We start from the raw sequence: 21,781 nt of genomic DNA on the forward strand, positions 1-21,781 counted from the left end.
CTTCCTCCAGCCCTTATCTCGCGATAAGTACCTTGCGCTTCCTTAGTGGTTGGTCGATGTGTACCTCCACAGTGGACTTTCACCACCTAGATAGTTGCCATGCCTGGCACACATAAAAAAAAAAAAGCATGTTTTTAACAAACACGCTGCTTAAATAAATATTCATGAATAATAGCAAATCTTTTCCAACATTTTATATTCTTCCGCTTATATAATATAAAAAGTTAGCAGCGTATTTTTCAATATGCGCCACTAACTTTGAACTTCAAATATATTTAACCATTCCTTTATCCTGCAATTACTTCTTTAATTAAAGTTGGAGCTTCCACTTTATCTTGAACAATTTCAATATGTTTGTAAAGTTTATCTACCACTTCTGAAACATCTTCCCTATTTGCATGAATCGTAACAAGAGTTTCACCCTCTTGAACGGCATCTCCCACTTTTTTATGAAGAACAAGACCTACAGATAAATCGATAGTAGATTCTTTTGTAGCACGGCCTGCACCTAGCAACATTGCAGCCACCCCAATATCATCAGCTTCGATTTTAGCAACATAACCAGATTTTTTTGCAGGTAATTCAATTTGATATTTTGCTTGTGGTAGTAGTGAAGGATTGTCTACTACTGAAGCATCTCCGCCTTGTGCAGTGACAAACTTCTTAAACACTTCTAATGCTTGGCCGTTTGCAATGACTTCTTCCAGTTTTACACGGGCCTCGTCTATTGAATTTGCTTTTCCACCTAACACGACCATTTGAGAACCTAATGTATAGCATAGCTCCATTAAATCTTCAGGTCCATTCCCCTTTAATGTATCAATAGCTTCCTTTACCTCTAAAGCATTGCCAATTGCAAAGCCTAATGGTTGACTCATGTCCGAAATAATTGCCATCGTATTTCGACCAACATTATTGCCGATTTGCACCATGGCATGGGCTAAACTTTTAGCATCTTCAAATGTTTTCATAAATGCCCCATCGCCTGTTTTGACATCTAACACAATAGCGTCAGCTCCAGCAGCAATTTTTTTCGACATAATGGAGCTTGCAATTAAAGGAATACTCGGAACTGTTCCTGTTACATCACGCAAAGCATAAAGTTTTTTATCAGCAGGAGTTAAATTGCCACTTTGGCCAATTACCGCTGTGCCAATATCGTTTACTTGTTTTGTAAACTGTTCATTGGATAATTCAACATGAAACCCTTTAATAGACTCTAATTTATCGATTGTGCCACCAGTATGACCTAATCCACGACCACTCATTTTGGCAACAGGGACACCACAAGCAGCAACCATTGCAGCAAGTGATAAAGTTGTCGTATCTCCTACACCCCCGGTTGAGTGTTTGTCAACCTTGATTCCCTGAATTCCTGATAAATCAATTTGATCTCCCGATTCAACCATTGCCATTGTTAAATCAGCTCTTTCACGATCATTCATATCTTGGAAATAAATAGCCATCATTAAACTACTTACTTGATAATCGGGAATCGTACCTTCTGTATAGCCATTAACAAAAAAACGAATCTCTTCAGTTGTTAGTTCTTCACCATTTCGTTTTTTTTCAATAATATCAACCATTCTCATTATGTTGTCCCCCTATTTCAAGTTAGATAAAAAACTTGTACCAAATGGTGGTGCAGTTACATTAAAGTTTTCCGCAATCGTTGCTGCAATATCCGCAAATGTTTCACGTAGTGGTAGTTCACTGCCTTTTTTAAATCTTGGTGAATAAACAAGCAATGGAACATATTCACGTGTATGGTCTGTTCCAGGAAATGTTGGATCATTTCCATGGTCTGCAGTTATAATTAATAAATCTTCTTCATCTAGTGCAGTTAACACTTCTGGCAAGCGACGGTCAAATTCTTCAAGCGCTTCTCCATAACCGATTGGATCGCGGCGATGTCCATAGTTGGCATCAAAGTCAACTAAATTTAAGAAACTGATGCCATTAAATTCACGTTTTACTACTTCCGCAAATCGATCCATTCCGTCCATATTATTTTTTGTACGAATCGCCTCAGTAACACCTTCTCCATTATAAATATCTGAAATTTTACCGATTGCAATTACATCATATTCAGCATCTTTTAATTCATTCATTGTTGTTCGACCAAAAGGCTTTAGTGCGTAATCATGTCTGTTTGAAGTTCGTGTAAAATTACCTGGCGTGCCAATAAAAGGCCGCGCAATAACTCGACCAACTAAAAACTCAGGTTCAAGTGTAATTTCCCGAGCAATCTCACAGATTTTATAAAGTTCTTCCAACGGTACAATTTCTTCATGTGCAGCAATTTGTAGAACCGGATCAGCAGATGTATAGACGATGATTGCACCTGTTTCCATATGCTCTTTTCCTAATTCCTCAATAATTTCGGTACCACTAGCAGGCTTATTACCAATTACTTTTCTGCCCGTTTTAGCTTCTAATTGTTCAATTAATTCATTTGGAAACCCTTCAGGATAAACTTTAAACGGTTTATCAATATTTAACCCCATAATTTCCCAATGCCCAGTCATCGTATCTTTCCCTACAGATGCTTCTTGCATTTTTCCATAGAATGCTCTCGGTTCTTCGACTTTAGCAATGCCCTTTAATTCACGTATATTTGATAGACCAAGCAACTGCATATTAGGCATTGTTAATCCATTCATTTCTTGTGCGATATGCCCTAGTGTATCTGCACCTTCATCTCCAAATTTGTGTGAATCAGGTGCTTCTCCAATCCCTACAGAATCAAGAACAACTACATGTATTTTTTTAAAAGGTTTCATAAATACGTCCTCCTCTTTCAACTATATATTAACTAAATTACCATAAGAAATAAAGGTCAGACATCTAACCATTTTAATAAAATTTTTAAGCGCTTACTTTTCAACATACTTTTAGAGCAGCTTGATTCATTTTAAATTTTTATTTTCCTTCTTTTTGCTTTTTATACTTGTTCGGATGCTTACGCTCTTGGATGGAATTGTTTATATACTTCTGATAATCTCGTTTTACTAATATGTGTATAAATTTGAGTTGTAGAAATGTCTGCATGCCCTAACATTTCTTGTACTGCACGAAGATCTGCACCATTTTCAATTAAATGTGTAGCAAAACTATGTCTTAAAGTATGTGGTGTTATTTCTTTTTTGATGTTGGCTTTTGCAGCATGCTCTTTTAATAATTTCCAACATCCTTGCCGAGTTAAACGTTTTCCTCGTTGATTAATAAAAAAAGCATCTGTTTTTGGATACTTCCCTTGCAATTTTGCTCTGGCATTTTGCAAATAGTTTTCGCAAGCTCTAATTGCAGTCTTTCCAAGTGGAATAATCCGTTCTTTGCCTCCTTTACCAAATACCCGAACAAATCCCATTGTTAAATGAACGTCATTTAGATTTAGACCGATGCATTCGCTTATTCGCATCCCTGAACCATATAAAAGTTCAAGCATCGCAGCATCACGCACCCCCTGTGGTTTCATCTGGTCTGGTGCTGAAATTAACAAGTCAATTTCTTCAATTGATAAAACTTTAGGAAGTTTTTGTTCTATCTGCGGCATTTCTAAATGAACAGTTGGGTCATTTTCTGTAATTTTTTCACGCAACAAAAATTGATGAAATGAACGAATTGAAGAAATATGACGTGCAATTGTTCTTGATGAAATTCCTTGTCCGCGAAGGTTTTCTAAATGAAAAAGAATATGAGAACGTTCTACTTCATTCAAATTCGTTAATCCTTGATTGTTATGTATATGTTCAACATAGCTTTCTAAATCCCGTCGATATGAAGCCAACGTATTATGTGAAAGCTGTCTTTCAACCTGTAAAAAATGAAGATAATCTAAAATGGCTTCTTTTGCATCGTTCATCATTATCACCTGTCCTTCATATTTCCAATGATAGTTTTTTTCAAGAAAGTGTACAAGTATCCACTAACAGTCCGTATTTTGTGGACAAAAAAGAAAAAATGTACAACTCGCCAAATTTGCGAATCGTACATCCTTTCAAGTTATTTTTCTTCATTTTCCTTATCGTGACAACGATGGCATATTCCGTGGAATGTTAATCTATGATCTTTAATAATAAAATTCCAACGTTTTTCTACAACTGCTTCAACATCATCCAACAAATCTTCCTGAATTTCGTCAACTGCACCACATTCAATACAAACAAGATGATGATGGAAATGTTTTGCACCTTCTTGTCGAAGATCATACCGTGATACGCCATCCCCGAAATTAATTTTATCGACAATTTTTAGTTCAGTTAATAATTCTAATGTTCGATAAACGGTAGCTAAACCAATTTCCGGTGCTTTATCTTTTACTAGTAAATATACATCTTCAGCACTTAAGTGGTCTTCTTCATGTTCTAATAGTACCGCAACTGTCGCTTCACGCTGAGGCGTCAGTTTGTAGCCAGCACTATGTAGTTGCTTTTTTATACGATCAATACGGCTTTCCATAAGACGCCCTCCTAAACTCATTCCATTATACCAAATGAGTAAAACTTATTACAAGAGAGGGATTAATTATAAAATGTAAGAAATTGCAAAGATCTCTCCTACACAAATAATAGTAAGAGTTATGATAATGGTAACGAATAATTTTTGAGAAAATAAATTTTTACGAGTAGTACCAATTTTTTTCGTTGAATTAACTGAGCATAAGATAAAGAGTAAAAAACAATAAATTAATTGAAATGGGAACCACCAAACACTATAAGTTATCAAAGATTCTTGTTGAGTTAGTAGAAAAACAGAACTAAACCCAAAAAACGTTATCTTTACTGCAACGATAAATTTTGCTAATACGTGCAAAAAAGGATGCGTTGCAAAAAATAATACAAGGACAACCCAAGCAGCAAGCGGCAAAATCGTATTCCAAATTGATATGTCTGTTAAATCAAGAACTCTCGGATCAATATACTCTATTAACTTCATTGACTTGTCCAAAGAAAAAATTTGAAAACAAACTACACCGCTTACGAAGCTAATTGCTAGAATTACTGCATATTGAATAAATAGAACAGAACGAAACATAAGCATTCTCCTTTCGTTGATACAGCTTATGCTCGTCCTCTATCAATATACCCTTAATCTATGTTCGAATTTCGGTATAATCTATCAAATTTTCGTTGACAAAATTTTATTATTTTTGAGATAATCTCATCCATAATACTGCAAATGCAGTTTTTGCATCATAAATTCGTTGATCCTTTACCATTTCTTCTGCTTCCTCTATTGTAACTTCTAAAAGCTCGACAAACTCATCTTCATCAAGCTCTGCTTTTTCTTCTATTTTATACAAATTTTCTGCAACAAATAAATGTATAATTTCATCTGCAAAGCCAGGGGATGTAGAAAAGCTTTGTAAATAAGTTAACTTATGACAGCCATAACCTGTTTCTTCTTCTAATTCTCTTCTTGCAGTAACAGCAGGCTCTTCTCCAGGCTCTAATTTTCCAGCAGGTATTTCTATAATTGAACGTTCCAGCGCCTTTCGATATTGTTCAACAAGTACAATTTTCCCTTCATCCGTAATGGCAATAATTGCAACGGCCCCTGGGTGATTAATTATTTCTCGTTTTCCCTCTTTGCCATTTGGCAATATTACATCTTCTACTTTTAAAGAGATTACCTTCCCTTTAAATAGCTGTTTTGAATGAGTGGTTTTTTCTTCAAATTTTTTCATTTATAAAATGCCCTCACTTGTAGAGTTTATTAGTTTCATTGTACCATTAGTTATAGAATTTGTTTGGAAGAAAGTAGGGGAAAAAATGAAAAAAAGAACACTTGGAAAAAGTTCAATTCAAATTACAGAAATAAGTTTTGGCTGTATGTCGCTGCCGACAGATATAAATGAGTCAAAACTAATTGTAGAAGCAGCGATAGAAAATGGCATAAATTATTTTGACACTGCTGATTTGTATGATAAAGGTATAAATGAAGAAATTGTCGGCGAAATTTTAAAACCACATCGTCAACAAGTAATAATTGCAACAAAGGTGGGAAATCGCTGGAATGAAAATGAGGATGGCTGGCACTGGGACCCCTCCCCTGCACATATAGAAAGTGGACTTAAAGAGAGCCTTCGTCGGTTAAAAACAGATTATATTGATGTTTATCAACTTCACGGCGGTACAATAGAAGACCCTTGGGATGAAATTATTGATACATTTGAACGATTAAAAAGGGAAGGGCTTATTCGTGAATATGGCATTTCGTCCATTCGACCAAATGTTTTCAAACCTTTTTTACAAAATAGCAATGCAGTTTCTAATATGATGCAATATAGTATTTTAGATCGCCGTGCAGAGGAATGGTTTGATCTTATTGATAATACTGGAGCATCGGTTGTAACACGCGGTTCAATTGCTAAAGGAATCCTGACAAATGATTGGAATAATAGATTAACAAAATTAGAAAAATATATGAATTATTCAAAAGCAGAATTAGCAAACGTGTTAACCAATTTACAAAATGAATTTGGCGATATCCACGCGCTTGCACTTGCGTTTAACTTAAGCCACCCGGTAATTGCTTCTACTGTTATTGGAGCGCGTTCAAAACAGCAGCTTATTGAAAATATAAAGGCATACGAAAAAGCACAAACGATTGATAACATTACATTAGTAAATGACATAACAAAACGAGATGTGTACACAGAACATCGATGAAGAAATATATTTTTCTAATTATTGGCGTTCTACTCGTGTTAACTTATTTATCAAATATGCCCTATCAACAGCAAACGATTATTCCAGAATTAAGAGAAGTACTTAAGGAGCAGCCTTTTTATGAATTATTAAGTAAAATCGAAGTAACATATTGGGGAAAGACCATTTCAGTTGAAACACGAGGATATTATTATTTTGTAGAATTTTTAATTAGAAAAGGGTTCCATTTTGTTGGATATGGTTTCATCTCCATAGTATTTTACTTGTTTTATCGAAGGTTCAAGCGTAAATATCCTGTAATTTATGCTGTATTCACGACATTTATCATCGCTTGTTTAGATGAACTACATCAACGATACATAGCAGGTAGAACAGGCGTATTTGATGATGTCCTTTTAGATACAGCTGGAGCAATTATATTTGTTTTTTTATTTAAAATAGGTTTGACCATATTTCAAAAAGTAGGGAAAAGGAAAAAACATTAAACAATAATTGTTTAAAACAATTCATCACTTACTAGAGATTTATTAATTCGAGTAGTGATATTTGCACAACCTACTACCTATGTATAACAATAAGCAATACATTTAATAATCCAATCAAAAATTCTGAGCCTTACTACATAAAAATGATTAATAAGGCTCAGAATTTTTTTATTTTGAGGGATAATAAACTATTCAAGCTCAGCACAATGGCTCAATGATTCATTGCATTTAGTATTAAGCATATCAATTATCTATTACAAATAATGATTTATTATAAAAATCGACAGTATACAACTCTTCCTCTCACATCTTCTTTCTCATTCAGCTTTATTACAATGTAATTATTTTCCACGTTTTTCATATTATTGAACGAATAGCATAGATTATCAGTGGTTTATTATTATATAATTTAGCTATCAATGTTTAGGAGGAACCAGTTAAATGAAGAAAAGGTTCATTGGATTTTTTAGTACCGTTTTATTTGGTACGTTGTTATTAGTAGGATGCGGCTCAAAAGAAGCTGATACTACTCAGGAGGAACAAGAACAAGAGGTCGAAGCGCCAACAAATGAGGGCAGCGAACAACAACAATCAAGTGAAGACGAGACTATTGAAACTTCTCAATCAAGTGTAAATGAAGAAAATAATGAAGTGATAAGCACAAGTTTCGAGGGTGTTTCTTTTAATATCCCTAACTATGCTGAAAAATTGGATTTAGGCGAACAGCAATTACCAGTTGATGCTTATATGCTTGACTCTTCCACTGGCACTAGTTTCAATATTGTATTAGAGCCATTAGCGGAACCTTTAAGTCTAGAAGAATATATGAAATATGCAACCGCAAATACAGGTTTTGAATATTTAAGTGATGAATATTACACTTCAAATGACATTGAATGGAATGAAGTAGTGAGTTTAAATCACACTGAACAAGGTACCCTTAAATTAAATCAAAGAACTTTTATAATTGATAATCAAGTCTTTATCTTCACATATGCAAGTACACCTGAAAGTTACGACCAACTTCTTCAAGACTTCAATGCCATTACCGAATCTGTAAAGGTAAGTAATTAATTATTTTAAGAGAACTAACAGAAACCATTTTGAAACAATGGAAAAAATGGTTTCTGTTTTTCTTTATTTAGTCACTTCCTACATTACTTAAAAAACATGATGATCTTGTTTCTTTAATTAAAAGCAGGATAGGGTTTCTAACTTTCTTGATGAATAGTTAAATCTGAACTACCCCCTAATTGTTAGGCAATTAACAATCGGAGATGCAGTTCAATTTACCGTAACATCTTGTCCTTCTTTTATAAATAATTAATCATATCATCAAAATTTCACGAATATCCTCTTCAGTCAATGCAGCTGAAGTATTTTCTTCTTCATTCAAAATGTCTGAAATAAGGTTTTTCTTTTTTTCTTGTAGTGCATTTATTCTTTCCTCTATCGTACCCCGAGCAACAAGCTTAATTACTTGGACTGTATTTTTTTGGCCTATTCGATATGCACGATCTGCTGCTTGTGCCTCTACTGCCGGATTCCACCAAAGATCATATAAAATAACAGTATCCGCACCCGTAAGGTTGAGACCTGTACCTCCTGCTTTTAAGGAAATCAAAAACAAATCCCGCTCCCCATCATTAAATCGATTACAAAGATCTAGTCGCTTTTCAGAAGGGGTATTTCCATCAAGATAGAAATAGGTGTGACCGCGCATTGTCAACTCTCTCCCAATCAGCTCTAGCATTTTTGTAAATTGAGAGAATATTAACACCCTTCTGCCAGAAAGCCTTGATTCCTCAACTAATCGCAGTAATTGTTCAAATTTTGCTGAGCTTCCACTATACCCTTCGATGAACAAAGAGGGGTGACAACATATTTGCCTTAATCTTGTCAGACCAGCTAATATTCGAATACGATTTTTCTGATACGTTTCTTTATCGAGATGTTTCAATGTATCATGTCGGAGCTTTGCTAATAAAGCCAAATAGAGCTTTTTCTGTTCAGGTAACAGCTCTGATAATTCGAGAAACTCCTGTTTTTGAGGCAATTCAGTAAGGACATCCGCCTTTACACGACGAAGTAAAAATGGACGAACCCTTCTAGCAATTGCTTTTCTTGTCAAATGGCTGTATTCCTCCAGCCCTTGAAATAAGTGCGGAAAGACTACATGATAAATAGACCACAATTCCTCAAGTGAATTTTCAATTGGAGTTCCTGTTAAACCAAAGCGATTTTTTGCTTGAATTTTTTTAACAGCTCTTGAAGTTTGGGTAATCGGATTTTTAAATGCTTGTGCCTCATCAAAGAAAACCGTATGAAAGATTTGTTTCTCATACCATTTCAAATCGCGTCGCAGTAATGGATAAGACGTAATGATTACATCAATGTCTTCTAAACTTTGTTGTATCTTTTGACGTTCTGCTTGATTCCCATCAATAACAATTGCTTGAAGCTCTGGAGCAAACGTCATTATTTCTTGCAGCCAGTTATATGTTAAAGATGAAGGACAAACAATTAATACTGGATGCTTGTCACGGCGAATCGTAGATAATTCAGAAACAATAAAAGCAATACTTTGCAATGTTTTCCCAAGCCCCATATCATCTGCTAAAACTCCGCCGACCCCATAAGTTGCAAGGGCCTTCATCCATTTATAGCCTTGTTTTTGGTACTCTCTTAAAATGTCATTTAACTGTTCAGGTACCACAAAATCTAAATTCTTTGGTTCTAATAGTTGATGTACAAACTGTTGGAATGATTCCTCTACAGTAAAAATTTGTTCATCCTCTAGTAAATCAAGAAATCTTAAACTTTCTTTAATTGGCATATTTAATGTAGCCTCATAATGATCATCCTGTATCGGTATTGCATTTAGAAAACGATGTATTTCTTCCATTTCCTTTGTCTCAAGTGATAAAAGTGAGCCATTTGGGAGACGATAATATTTCTGCTTTAATTGTAGTGCAGCAAGTATCTCCTTAATTTGTTTGTCAGGAATTCCATCCATTTCAAATTTAAATTCAAGCCAATCGGTTCGTTCTTTTGGAACTTTTATTCGGATTCTCGGAGTTGCATTTTCTCTCATGATGCGAGTTCGGACAGCGGTTGTTGCATATATTTGTGCAAGTTGCTGAAGATTTGGAAGTTGATGATATAAAAAATCATACTCCAATTCTTCATTTTGCATATAATAGCCGCCTTCTGTAATTGTAAAACCGCTTTGTTCCATTAGCTCAAGGATTTCATTTTCTTTTTCAAGATCTCGTATAATCATTGGTCCTTTTGGAATGTCACGACTTTCTAATGGTTGTATTACTATATTTTCATAATGAAATTCAAGGCCAGCAAGAAGCCTATTTTTTAAACGGTCTAGATAAATTTTTGCAACTAATGGAGTTCGCATAAAGTTTTGAGTTAATTCATCTGAAACTTGAACAGTGCCAATCCTTTTCAAGCCAGGTACCACTTTTTTTAGAAAAAAGTCAATTTGTTCGTGTTGAATAGGAATTTGAGCTGCACTTAATCCTTGAAGCATTTGCTTCAATTGCATCAAACGTTCAAAATCTTGTCCTTCTAACTGAAATATTTCCCCATTTTTAATAACTGAATGATAGGCACTTAGAGGAATTAATTGATCTAATCCCTTTACAGTTAATCGATAGTTATTTACCTTACCCTTCTCCAAATAGAAGTGAAGTGGAGGAGGACCAACCTGAATGTGAAGGCCATGAAGGATTTGATTATTTTCCTCTTCAAGCTTAATGAATGGCACTTTTGTAAGCATTGGAAGTAAACTTAGCCATGCTGTGGGAGAGATGAGTAAAGTTTGATTTCGATTTGTATACTCATGTCGATTAGGTATTGCCTCAATATAAGCTTTTTCATCTAGAACAACATGAATGAGCTGATGAATTAATGCATCGGTTTCCTCTGTAAAACAATGTAGGTTCGGATCATACTCCAATACAGAAAATATGTTACTCGATTTCCCTTCGCTTACATCCTGAAGAAACTCTCGAATCATTGGTACCTGCGTTTGAGCAATCTCTAGTTCAATACCAAACAAATATTCATCAGTCGCAATTAAAATCGGTTTTAACGTAAAGTGAACATCAATTATCTCTCGCTTTTCAAAGTGAAGCTGGTGACCGCTTGTCTGTCTCTTACTTTCTGAAAAGAGTGTCATAAAGGTATCTGTAAAATTGTGATTGTTAGATGGTTGAACTTGAGAAGTAATGTTTCCTTGTTTCTTATGCTCATAAATAGCAATCAATACAGCAGCAGTATGTTGGCAACAATATTTAAAATTTGGTAAAGAAGGACAGGTACAGGCCGTCTTGATGCCACCAGAATCTTCTTTTCTAATTGTGACATGATAGTCTTCTGTTCCATGAACTATCGCTTTACAAAACTCTTCGTTATGTTGGAGTAATGACACTTTCCCCGCACGATAAAAAGAGTCTCCTCTTTTAAAGGAGACAGTACCGCACATTTCTTTAATGATTTTCTGGTTCAGTTTTATGTTCATGTTTGACTGCTCCTTTTCGTTGTATAGGGGAGTAATTGATTTATAATTTCAGTAATGGTCCTAACTATATTTTATCACGGTTTAATTAAGCCTTCGAGAAAAGCAATAAGAAAAAAGAAGGTTTGTAAGAGAAATTCGCCAATCTTATAGATCATTTTCCTTATATGCGTAAAATGCTTTATAACCTTTCACCGATATTCTTGTAGTAAATTTTCAGCAACCTCATCATTATTTTGATTCATATTTTTTTAATCCCTTTAATGCTAGATTTCACTTACATTTATCTATTAGGAACAGAAATTTGCTTTCCTAGGATAATAAATTACTATCAAAGTCTTGCTTATCTTTTACAACACTGATACTATTTTTAAATATTACAAAACAATTAAGTGAGTAGATTATGCATCTATTGGTTATGGTTTTGTTTTGTATCAATACAATAGCGGTGATTGCTATGGGGGCACTATAGCAGGAGCAATTTCTGGAGAGATCGCATTTTGCGACGCCGAAGGGTTCACAATCTCAGGCAAAAGGACAGAAAAGTAACAGATAAATTTATGCCTTAAAATTACGCCTTTGCGTAATTGCATCCGGATTTCGGACTCGTCTAAACATGAGTCAACTTCTTTATGTAATCCGTGACATCTGTCAGAGGCTTTATCATCATTCAGTTTTTACTGAATGAAAGTAAATTTGTTATTTTTTTATTGTCTAATGAGATGGGCTCGTACCATCTCATTTTTTATTTTTTTAAGTCTTAGTTAACTGTCATTTTTTGATTCATTCATTACAGAAGTTATTTAACTCTCTGCATAATCGATTAACATTAGAGGAAATTGATTTTGCAGCTTTAGATTTTGAATTGTACCAGTACATTTAAAATTTGACATCACTAAAGACTTATCTTCATTCAACTGGCTTATAATAACATTGAAATTGTACTTCATGGCCGACGCTTCGCCATCAAGCCGGTCTTTGCTTGCGTACACTAAAACTTAATGAATGAAGATGAATTAGAAGAGCCTGAATGGACCCCCTTTCCGTTCAACCGCAAAACAAAATTTTAGGGGGCATTCAAGTGGAACAACAAGAATTAAAACGAGATTTAAAAAACAGACATGTGCAATTGATCGCAATAGGCGGAACAATTGGGACTGGGTTATTTTTAGGATCTGGAGCGGCAATTGAAAAAGCAGGTCCCTCTATACTACTCGTTTATTTAATTATTGGGACTGCATTATTTTTTGTCATGCGTGCTTTAGGTGAATTATTGTTATCAAATGCTGGCTACCAATCATTCACTGATTTTGCAGTAGATTATGTTGGACCATGGGCAGGCTTTGTCACAGGATGGACATATTGGTTTTGTTGGATTATGACAGCAATGGCCGATATTATAGCCGTTGGTGTCTACGTTCGGTATTGGTTCGATATACCTCAATGGATACCTGCATTAGTATGTTTGGTGCTTTTACTTGGCTTAAATTTGCTAACAGTAAAACTGTTTGGTGAATTAGAATTTTGGTTTGCATTAATCAAAGTAATTACCATTATTGCATTAATTATTATTGGGATAATAATGATTATAATCGGATTCGAAACAAACAGTGGTACAGTTTCTGCAGCAAATCTGTGGAATCATGGTGGAATTTTCCCTAATGGCTTTACCGGCTTTTTATTTGCATTCCAAATGGTTGTTTTTTCATTTGTTGGTGTTGAATTAGTTGGCGTTTCTGCTGCTGAAACATCAAATCCACAAAAAAACATACCGTCTGCAATTAATAAAATTCCAGTTCGAATATTACTGTTTTATGTAGGGGCTATTTTTGTTATTTTATGTATTAATCCTTGGACTTCATTAAGTGCAAGCAGCAGTCCATTTGTACAAGTATTTTCTCTAGTTGGCATACCCGTTGCAGCTGGTATTATTAATTTTGTCGTACTAACATCTGCTGCATCTGCTTGTAACAGTGGATTGTTTTCAACTAGCCGTATTATGTTTAATTTAAGTAAAAATAAACAAGGCTCCTCAACATTTTCAAAATTAAATAAAAACCATGTACCAAGTAATGCATTGATTGTTTCAACAATCGTTATTTCAATTGGTGCGTTGTTAAGTTATGTGATTCCTGATACTGCATTTAGTATTGTCACTACAATTAGTGCAATTTGTTTTATCTGGGTATGGAGCATTATTTTAATCTCACATATCCGTTATAAGAAAATGCGTCGAGATTTACATGAAAAATCAACATTTAAAGCTCCATTTACACCATTTATTAATTATGTGGTACTAGTACTTTTTGCAGCAATTTTAGTCATTATGTTTATTTCTGCAGAAACGAGAACCGCTTTATTATTAACGCCTATTTGGTTTATTATATTATTAATTACGTACAGGTATAGAAAAAGCGCAAGGCAATCTTAATTGATTGCTTTGCCCTTTTTTCTTATCTGCATAAGCCAAGTTTTCTAATGCTTGGCGGAATTATTGCCAATTTTGGCGGATATTTTGCTGAAATTGGCGGATAAATTGACCATTTCGGCGGATAAAATTTGGATTGTTTTTTCAAAGTAAATTTTTAAAACTTTGAACCTTTATCTCCATATTTCTCAAGCAATTCTTCAAAACTCATATTTTTCTCTCGTTGCTTACGTTCAAAAGCTAATCTTGCTTGTCTTTCCTCTTCTTTTGCTTGTTCTTCAGCTACTAGACTCTGCTTTGCGGCTTTGAGTTTTGCTAGAATATCTCCATCCAGCTGATCCTTTAATGTAAGTGCATCATCGCTCGTTGATGCTTGGCTATTTAATTGTTTTTTCTTTTTTGACATCATGTATCACCTACTCAAAATTAATCATTCTTAATTAGTTTATCATGATTTGCAAAAACTCTCTTGAAAAACAGTTTGTATTATGAACTTAACTCATTCTAAAGACGTAATATAAGAATAATCACTGCACTTCGACAGTATCATAATCACTCTCTCCTCTCTATCTTCTATAACTACCTTAAAATCAATTTAATGGCGAAGTGAATAGTCCGAAGGTGAAATTTCAATACTAAAAATGAATCGAGGTGTTTTTAATGAAACGAAAATTTTTCTGGCTATCAAGTATTATTACAACTATTCTTTCATCGGCAACTGCAATTTTTGGCTTCGTTGCGACAAATCGCCTTATGTATATTAAAAATAAAGATGCTAATTTTATTTATGATCGTGAATTAAAAGCACAACGTTTTGATGAAGCATGGTTCCATAATTGTCCGAAAGAAGAGTTAAGTATTGATTCCCCAAACGGATATCCTATAAAAGGTATTTTCTTTATGCCTCTTCAAACCAAAAATACAATTATCATTTGTCATGGTGTAACAGAAAACAAAATTAATTCTGTAAAATATGCACGTATGTTTGAGCGGCTCGGTTTCAACTCATTTGTTTTCGATCATAGACGCCATGGTGAATCAGGCGGGAAAACGACAAGCTATGGCTATTATGAAAAATTTGATATTGCAGCAGTTGTCAAAACCGTTAAATCAATTGTCGGTGAAGATGCGATAGTCGGTATTCATGGTGAGTCGATGGGTGCAGCGAGTATGATCTTATATGCTGGGTTAATTGAAGACGGTGCTCACTTTTATATTGCAGACTGTGGATTTTCGAATTTTGCAGAGCTAATTTCTTATATTGTAAAAAAGGAAACAATACTACGAACAAAACTCCCCTTACATTTAGCTGATATTTTCCTACGATTACGAGATGGCTATTCCTTAAAAAGTGTGACGCCAAAAGAGGCTATAAATAATATTAAATCACCGATGTTGTTTATTCATAGTTTAGAAGATGATTTTATACTTCCTTATATGACAAAGGAAATGTTTGAAGTAAAAAGCGAACCAAAGATGCTAAAGCTTTTCGAAAAAGGTGCACATGCTCAATCGTTTAATCAAAATACAGTTGAATATGAAAATACAGTGTCCGAGTTTTTACAAAGATATATTTTTACAGATGAATCAAGCTCCCCTGCTGAAAAGGAAATATCATAAAGAAAAGGCCTTAGCATGCAATCGATTAAAGCTTAAGCGCATATCTAATCGATATGGCTAACTATTTTCCCCTAACCAGAAGGGGACTTTTATCAATATGATCCTCGAGGAGCTTGATATCTTATGCTAAACATTAAAGAAAGAGCGCTCCCTGGCAGGAACGCTCTTTCATTTTACCTTAAAAAAGTAAAACAACAGTTTGACCTATGTAAACTGTTGTTATGATTATTATTTACTTTGTAATTTGTTCATTTGAGCCATCATTTGACGAACTTGTTTTTCAGATGGTTTACGACCCATTTGAGCCATCATTACACGAATCATTTGTTCATTAATTGGTGGGTTTTCTTTTAAATATTTCATCATATATTGACGTGCTAAATAAAAACCAAGTGCAACGCCCCCAGCTAGAGCGACTATTACAATAATAATCCAAATCCAAGTTTCCATTGTGCCTACCTCCTCCACTTGCGAATTACTCCGAGATAAACTCTCCATGAAGGATTATACACTATTAACTGCATTGTTACTAGCTTTTCAATAGTTTTTTCTAGCAACAACACTTTTTTATAATAATTTTTAATTTAATAAGAAGCGTGTTTTATTGGTTTTAACCACCCACACTCTGATTCCTCTTTATTAAATGCAAGAAATGAATCATTCATTTGACTTAAGCTATGGAATAAATCTAGGTCCAACATACGCGATCCCTCGCAAATTGCTTCAATATAGTATGTGTAAACTTTTATTTTAAGCCCACCTTTTAATTGGTGTTCAAAACTTAAATAATCATCTACCCGTTCGATTGTTGGAAAACTTTTTTGTAAATGTTCATATATAATTCCTTGTACCAAATATCCTTCAATTGGTTCACAGAGATAGCTTAGCTGCTTGCTAATGGAGGACTCGAGAGTTTGCTCTTTTGCCGATACCATTTCAAGAAGCAATCTTTCTCTCCCAAATATAAAAGATTGGTACTGTTTTTTAATATTAAATATTGAATACGTTCTCATAGTTTGTCCTCCTCTCTTTAACCACATTATAATAGAACTCATTTAAAATTTTTGTCAGTTAGTGTCATGGTGCTCCTTCTATTTTTGTCAAAATACCATGAAAAGCTAAATTCATACAGTTTTCCTAGAAGTGTTCAGACTCAAGACCTAGTTCAAAATGCAATTGTAGGCTGTTTTAAGAAATTAAGTTGAGAGATAACATAAAGGTACAAACGAAAGGAGCAAAAGTAAATGAAAAAATTATTAATCTTATTGGTAGGAGTCATAGCAGCTATTGTTGCACTTTGTATGACAGGACCACTAATTGGGCTTGCTTTTTCAGCATTACTTATTTACTTAGGAATGCATTATTACGTTAAAGCAAAATCAGTCTTTACGAAAGTTTTATGGGTTGTAATTGGTTTAATTGGTGTATTTTCTGCCATTTCAAACGTTCCAGCTTTAGTCGGTCTTGCAGCATTAATTCTTCTATATGTCCTTTATAAAAAATGGAACAACGAAGAAGTATCATTTAGCACTTTAAAAGTTAAAGAAAATGACCCGTTTACTAACTTTGAAAATGAATGGGCAAAACTAACAAAATAAGGGGAGATTAACATGACAAGTTTATTAAAAAGATTTAAGTATTCAATAGAGGCGGATTTACATGAATTATTTGATAAAAAAGAGAGCAAAAATCCAATCGCAATGTTAAATCAATATATTCGCGAAGCCGAGAAACAAACTGAGCAAACTGGGAAATTACTTCAAAGACATTCTCAATTGAAAGAACAATTACAACTCGAATTAAAAGAAACAACGAATATGCTGGAAAAAAGAACAACCCAGCTTCAGCTCGCGCAACAAAGTGGTGAGGAAGATTTAATACAATTCGCATTACAAGAGGTTGAAAATTACAATACTCGTCAATTAACGCTTACCAACAGTATCGAGCATATAAATAAAGAGTTAATTCAACTAGAAAATAAATTTGAAACAATGAAACATAAAATTAAAGATATGAAAGTTCGTCAATTACAACTGATGGGTAAAGAAAACGTCAGCAGAGCTCACCATAAAATGGATCACATTTTACAGTCAAACAACGAAACAAACTTTGATGAGCTATCTTCTTATATTGACAATATTGCAAATAAAATAGAAAAAGATTACAAAAAAACTCAATTAGAGGCTAGATTAACTCAATTAGAAAATAAAAATACAACAATAGCTTTAAAAGAAGAAAACCAATCTAACGAAACACATTAATCATGTTATAATTACCAATTAGGAGAAGGCTTTATATAAAGGTCTTCTCCTATGGTGTTGTAAATAAATAGATTTTGCCCTTCATCTATGACAAACTTGTGAAAAGGAGAAACCATTTTGAACAGATTTAGTACGAACCAACTAACTTTAATCACAATTGTCGTATTATTAATTGTGTTCATGGAGCTCACAATTTTTAATAATGGTGGCGCCTTTTTACTTATTATTGGGGCGCTTTCACTCTATTATAGTTTTTCAAAAAAAATGAAAAGCTTATTTTGGACTGGATGTTTTTTTATTTTTTTAGCAATCTTAACAGTATGGAGCCTACGTTTGCTCATTGTTTGTGTTCTTATTTATATATTATATAAACATATAACAAAGGAACAAAAAATTGTTACGATTGATACTCAATCTTTTGAAACTGGCACTATTAGAAAAAATAATTTAATTGGCAGCTCATCTACACCCCTTGAAAATTACAAATGGCAAGATGTTAATATTCAGCAATTTATTGGTGATATTACAATTGATGTAACCGAAACAATTCTACCCGCTGGCACTTCTGTTATTACAGTTCGCCAGTCTATTGGTAAAGTGACAATTATTTTACCGTATGAAGTACCTTTCCGTCTTCAATATTCAACTGTTCTTGGTGAAGCGAAACTTTTAGGAAATTCCTCTAAACGTTTATTGAATGAACAGCTTATTTATGAAGATGGAAATCCAGACGACGTAAAACGAAACCTTGTCATCCATGTGGCAACTTGGCTTGGTGATGTGGAGGTGATTCGAAAATGATTTCTTTCGTCTTTCGCACCTTCACTATATTTCTGCTACTAAGTGGAATGATGTTTAGCTTTATCTTTTTATTTTTTGGTGAACCTAACGAAGATAACTGGAGTATATTATGGGAGCAGCAATATGAGCAATTACCTTTATTTGTAATCGTTATTATAATGCTATTATTCGTTGCTATTATTATAAGTATTTGGGTAAGTATTGCTGCAAAAACCAGAGAAAATGCTGCAACACGCTATGTGAAAAAATTAGTAGAACCCGACTTTTCATTAAAGAAAAAACATGTTCCACATGCTCTAAAAAAGGCTCTCCTCCAAACGAATAACTTAATTGAAACACAAAGGAAAAGCTTGCAGCGTTTATCAAATGAAAAAGCAGAAGCAAGCGATAAAATAATTCAAGAACGAATTGTTGCCGAACGTCAAAGACTTGCTCGTGAGTTACATGATTCAGTGTCGCAGCAGCTTTTTGCAGCATCTATGCTGCTATCCTCAGTAACTGAACAAGAAAATGAACAGGATCGTTCAAAAAATACATTAATGCAGGTTGAAAAAATTGTGCAACAAGCGCAATTAGAAATGCGTGCATTATTATTGCATCTACGACCTATTGCATTGCGAAACAATACCCTCGCACAAGGTTTGAGGGAGTTAATACTTGAACTTCAACAGAAGGTCTATTTTAATATTGACTATCAAATAGAAGAGATTGAGTTATCGAAGGCAGAGGAAGATCATTTATTCCGTATTGCCCAAGAAGCACTATCCAATACTTTACGCCATGCAAAGGCATCAGAAGTAGAGTTGTTATTAATTAATAGAAATAATTTTGCAATATTGCGTGTTCAAGATAACGGCAAAGGATTTAAAATAGAAGATGATAAATCCACTTCATATGGCTTGAAAAATATTGCAGAACGTGCAGTTGAAATAGGCTGTACGTATAAAATCGTTTCAGTGCCAGGTGAAGGAACAATTGTAGAGGTAAAAGTACCATTAACAAATAATTCTAATTCTACTGATATGAAAAATGAGCAGTTAAAAGAATCGGTAGAGGGTACAAAGTTGGAGTTAAATAGAACAAATTCTAATGAGGAATCTCATTGAGGTGATAAGATGATAAAAGTACTAATTGCGGATGATCATGAAATGGTACGGATTGGGGTTTCCGCCTATCTTTCTGCCCAGCAGGATATTGAAGTTGTTGGTGAAGCGGAAAACGGTGCTGAAGCCGTTGAGCAAGCACTTGCTTTAAAACCAGATATTATATTAATGGATAATGTTATGCCTGTTATGAATGGTGCTGAGGCAACTGCGCAAATTTTAAAAAAGTGGCCTGAAGCAAAAATTATGATGGTTACAAGTTTTCTAGATGATGATAAAGTATATCCTGCACTTGAAGCAGGTGCCATCAGTTATATTTTAAAGACATCCAACGCAAAACAAATTGCAGAAGCGATTCGGAAAACTGTTAACGGTGAGACAGTGTTAGAGCCTGAGGTTACAACGAAAATGGTAAGCAGAATGCGCAATGGAAATAGCTCCTCCCCTCACGAGCAACTAACAGAAAGAGAAATGGAAGTTCTCCTATTAGTTGCACAAGGGAAAACAAATCAAGAAATTGCAGATGAATTATTCATCGCCTTAAAAACAGTAAAAACTCATGTCAGTAATATTTTAGCTAAACTAGAAGTTCAAGATCGAACACAGGCCGTTGTCTATGCATTTCAAAATGGACTTGTGAAATAGAATAAGTAATTCTTAGAGTATTACAGAAAGATCTGTTTATCTTGATATGAACTTTCCCTAAATGAAAAGGCGTATTCGGCATACCGAATATGCTTTTTATTTAGGGAGCAGATAAATAAAATTCCACTCTCGTATTAACTCTTCAATCTTTAAATTTTTAGCGTCAATTCTAATAATGGATGGTTGCATAGGATGTCTCATAAAGATAATTTATATCTCCTAGCTAGCATGATGATTAGTCACTTTTTAATAACTTCTATGAAATGTTTTAAGATTCTAGCTGTTAATCCCCAAATTGTATATTTCTCATAATCATAAAACCATTCTTCCATTACGCGAGCTCCCCATTGATACTGTTCACCATTCATAATTTTTTCAAATGGAAAGTCTGATGAAGGCATTGGCTGGACAGATACCAAATGCATATACGGTTTATAGTTTAATAGCCATTCAACTGGCACTGTAAATACCTCTTCCACTTCTTCTTTGTTGTATGAATGAATCATCTGATTATAATCAATGGTTGCTATAAACGGGTAAACGACAAACGCTGGAGAAGCAATATAGGGACTTAATTCTCCAATAATAGTAACCTTTTTTGGATCAACACCTAATTCCTCATAAGTTTCTCGTAAAGCGGCATCCATTGGAGATGCATCGGTTGAGTCAATTCGACCACCAGGAAAGCTAATATCCCCTGGCTGTTTTCTCATATTAAAAGAACGTACCTCAAAAAGGACATGCCATTCTCCTTCTACTTGAACTAATGGAATCAAAACAGCAGAACGAAAAGCCGTTTCCTCCCCTATAAATAGGGATTGGTTTTGATTGAACTGTAATTTTAGTCTATCTAAGAACATTAATCTTTTTCACCTCAATAATTTGTTATTTTAATGGTATCATTAAAAGTTCTATGGATAAAGAATATCCAAAGTAATCCTAAATGAATTAATACGGCTTTGAAATCCTCAAAAGTAAGAAGTAATATATCCCTACTATAATAAGTAAAATAACTATGTATTAATTACTTCAGTTAAAGGTGGGGTCCCTATTATTATCGTTACTACCGAAAATATTACTAACTATAAAGTGACAGAAGTTTTAGGTCCTAGATGTAGTATAGATTTATGGACACAACTAGGTTAAGTCATTAATATTGAACTAACGAAAGGTCGTGTCCGAATTATGAGTCAAAAACGTTATAATCAAGAATTTAAACAAACAGTGGCC

Annotated in this window: 22 protein-coding genes and 1 riboswitch; of the genes, 10 read left to right on the plus strand and 12 right to left on the minus strand. The window is 34.2% G+C overall.

Annotated elements, in window-relative coordinates; genetic code table 11:
- Positions 1–287 precede the first annotated feature (287 nt).
- The 6 genes from EKG35_RS16560 to EKG35_RS16585 all read right to left on the minus strand — a co-directional run bounded on the left by EKG35_RS16560 (position 288) and on the right by EKG35_RS16585 (position 5,689).
- On the minus strand, positions 288–1,592 hold the full coding sequence (locus EKG35_RS16560) for a pyrimidine-nucleoside phosphorylase (protein WP_126295654.1): 1,305 nt from the start codon (positions 1,590–1,592) through the stop codon (positions 288–290).
- A gap of 12 nt (positions 1,593–1,604) precedes the next feature.
- Positions 1,605–2,783, minus strand: coding sequence for a phosphopentomutase (gene deoB, locus EKG35_RS16565; RefSeq protein ID WP_126295655.1), 1,179 nt, complete (start codon positions 2,781–2,783; stop codon positions 1,605–1,607).
- 179 nt (positions 2,784–2,962) lie between these two features.
- On the minus strand, positions 2,963–3,865 hold the full coding sequence (gene xerD / locus EKG35_RS16570) for a site-specific tyrosine recombinase XerD (RefSeq protein ID WP_126295656.1): 903 nt from the start codon (positions 3,863–3,865) through the stop codon (positions 2,963–2,965).
- A 140-nt stretch (positions 3,866–4,005) separates the two neighbouring features.
- Positions 4,006–4,461 (minus strand): ferric iron uptake transcriptional regulator, encoded by a 456-nt coding sequence (fur, locus tag EKG35_RS16575; RefSeq protein ID WP_126295657.1) that lies wholly within the window; start codon positions 4,459–4,461, stop codon positions 4,006–4,008.
- 66 nt (positions 4,462–4,527) lie between these two features.
- Positions 4,528–5,037, minus strand: a complete 510-nt coding sequence (locus tag EKG35_RS16580; protein WP_126295658.1) for a hypothetical protein — start codon at positions 5,035–5,037, stop codon at positions 4,528–4,530.
- 109 nt (positions 5,038–5,146) lie between these two features.
- Entirely contained in the window at positions 5,147–5,689 is a 543-nt protein-coding gene (locus tag EKG35_RS16585) for an NUDIX hydrolase (protein ID WP_126295659.1), read from the minus strand.
- A gap of 85 nt (positions 5,690–5,774) precedes the next feature.
- On the opposite strand from EKG35_RS16585, the gene EKG35_RS16590 reads away from it, so the two are divergent.
- The 3 genes from EKG35_RS16590 (at position 5,775) to EKG35_RS16600 (ending at position 8,233) form a co-directional block, all read left to right on the plus strand.
- Positions 5,775–6,674, plus strand: a complete 900-nt coding sequence (locus EKG35_RS16590; protein ID WP_126295660.1) for an aldo/keto reductase — start codon at positions 5,775–5,777, stop codon at positions 6,672–6,674.
- Positions 6,671–7,159, plus strand: coding sequence for a VanZ family protein (locus EKG35_RS16595; RefSeq protein WP_246020447.1), 489 nt, complete (start codon positions 6,671–6,673; stop codon positions 7,157–7,159). Before EKG35_RS16590 ends, EKG35_RS16595 begins: the two co-directional genes overlap by 4 nt.
- 441 nt (positions 7,160–7,600) lie before the next feature.
- The gene (locus EKG35_RS16600; protein ID WP_126295661.1) at positions 7,601–8,233 is read left to right on the plus strand and encodes a hypothetical protein; all 633 of its coding nucleotides are present in this window, start codon (positions 7,601–7,603) and stop codon (positions 8,231–8,233) included.
- 253 nt (positions 8,234–8,486) lie between these two features.
- On the opposite strand, the gene EKG35_RS16605 is transcribed toward EKG35_RS16600, so the two are convergent.
- Together EKG35_RS16605 and EKG35_RS21055 are read right to left on the minus strand one after the other, a co-directional pair.
- Positions 8,487–11,696, minus strand: a complete 3,210-nt coding sequence (locus tag EKG35_RS16605; protein ID WP_126295662.1) for a DEAD/DEAH box helicase — start codon at positions 11,694–11,696, stop codon at positions 8,487–8,489.
- A gap of 471 nt (positions 11,697–12,167) precedes the next feature.
- Positions 12,168–12,244, plus strand: a riboswitch (glycine riboswitch).
- Positions 12,245–12,496: 252 nt separating this feature from the next.
- Entirely contained in the window at positions 12,497–12,643 is a 147-nt protein-coding gene (locus tag EKG35_RS21055; RefSeq protein ID WP_185807794.1) for a hypothetical protein, read from the minus strand.
- Between the two features lie 131 nt (positions 12,644–12,774).
- Between EKG35_RS21055 and EKG35_RS16610 the strand changes: the two genes are divergently transcribed.
- Positions 12,775–14,124, plus strand: a complete 1,350-nt coding sequence (locus EKG35_RS16610) for an amino acid permease (protein ID WP_126295663.1) — start codon at positions 12,775–12,777, stop codon at positions 14,122–14,124.
- 154 nt (positions 14,125–14,278) lie between these two features.
- On the opposite strand, the gene EKG35_RS16615 is transcribed toward EKG35_RS16610, so the two are convergent.
- The gene (locus EKG35_RS16615; RefSeq protein WP_126295664.1) at positions 14,279–14,527 is read right to left on the minus strand and encodes a YqkE family protein; all 249 of its coding nucleotides are present in this window, start codon (positions 14,525–14,527) and stop codon (positions 14,279–14,281) included.
- Positions 14,528–14,781: 254 nt separating this feature from the next.
- On the opposite strand from EKG35_RS16615, the gene EKG35_RS16620 reads away from it, so the two are divergent.
- On the plus strand, positions 14,782–15,741 hold the full coding sequence (locus EKG35_RS16620; RefSeq protein ID WP_126295665.1) for an alpha/beta hydrolase: 960 nt from the start codon (positions 14,782–14,784) through the stop codon (positions 15,739–15,741).
- A 228-nt stretch (positions 15,742–15,969) separates the two neighbouring features.
- On the opposite strand, the gene EKG35_RS16625 is transcribed toward EKG35_RS16620, so the two are convergent.
- Both EKG35_RS16625 and sirA read right to left on the minus strand, forming a co-directional pair.
- Positions 15,970–16,191, minus strand: coding sequence for a YneF family protein (locus tag EKG35_RS16625; RefSeq protein WP_126295666.1), 222 nt, complete (start codon positions 16,189–16,191; stop codon positions 15,970–15,972).
- 134 nt (positions 16,192–16,325) lie between these two features.
- The gene (gene sirA, locus EKG35_RS16630; protein WP_185807795.1) at positions 16,326–16,754 is read right to left on the minus strand and encodes a sporulation inhibitor of replication protein SirA; all 429 of its coding nucleotides are present in this window, start codon (positions 16,752–16,754) and stop codon (positions 16,326–16,328) included.
- Between the two features lie 231 nt (positions 16,755–16,985).
- On the opposite strand from sirA, the gene EKG35_RS16635 reads away from it, so the two are divergent.
- The 5 genes from EKG35_RS16635 (at position 16,986) to EKG35_RS16655 (ending at position 20,551) form a co-directional block, all read left to right on the plus strand.
- A complete protein-coding gene (locus tag EKG35_RS16635; protein WP_126295668.1) occupies positions 16,986–17,339 on the plus strand; it encodes a lmo0954 family membrane protein in 354 nt (117 codons plus the stop codon).
- A gap of 12 nt (positions 17,340–17,351) precedes the next feature.
- A complete protein-coding gene (locus EKG35_RS16640; RefSeq protein WP_126295669.1) occupies positions 17,352–18,002 on the plus strand; it encodes a PspA/IM30 family protein in 651 nt (216 codons plus the stop codon).
- Between the two features lie 117 nt (positions 18,003–18,119).
- Positions 18,120–18,803: a cell wall-active antibiotics response protein LiaF gene (gene liaF / locus EKG35_RS16645; RefSeq protein ID WP_126295670.1), complete on the plus strand. Its 684-nt coding sequence runs from the start codon at positions 18,120–18,122 to the stop codon at positions 18,801–18,803.
- Positions 18,800–19,909, plus strand: coding sequence for a sensor histidine kinase (locus tag EKG35_RS16650; RefSeq protein ID WP_126295671.1), 1,110 nt, complete (start codon positions 18,800–18,802; stop codon positions 19,907–19,909). The genes liaF and EKG35_RS16650 overlap by 4 nt, the downstream gene beginning before the upstream one ends.
- Positions 19,910–19,918: 9 nt before the next feature.
- Positions 19,919–20,551, plus strand: coding sequence for a response regulator transcription factor (locus EKG35_RS16655; protein WP_126295672.1), 633 nt, complete (start codon positions 19,919–19,921; stop codon positions 20,549–20,551).
- A 239-nt stretch (positions 20,552–20,790) separates the two neighbouring features.
- On the opposite strand, the gene EKG35_RS16660 is transcribed toward EKG35_RS16655, so the two are convergent.
- The gene (locus tag EKG35_RS16660) at positions 20,791–21,411 is read right to left on the minus strand and encodes an NUDIX hydrolase (protein WP_126295673.1); all 621 of its coding nucleotides are present in this window, start codon (positions 21,409–21,411) and stop codon (positions 20,791–20,793) included.
- Positions 21,412–21,781 lie beyond the last annotated feature (370 nt).

This window comes from Lysinibacillus telephonicus, assembly GCF_003966145.1.
In the GTDB taxonomy this organism is placed as follows: domain Bacteria; phylum Bacillota; class Bacilli; order Bacillales_A; family Planococcaceae; genus Ureibacillus; species Ureibacillus telephonicus.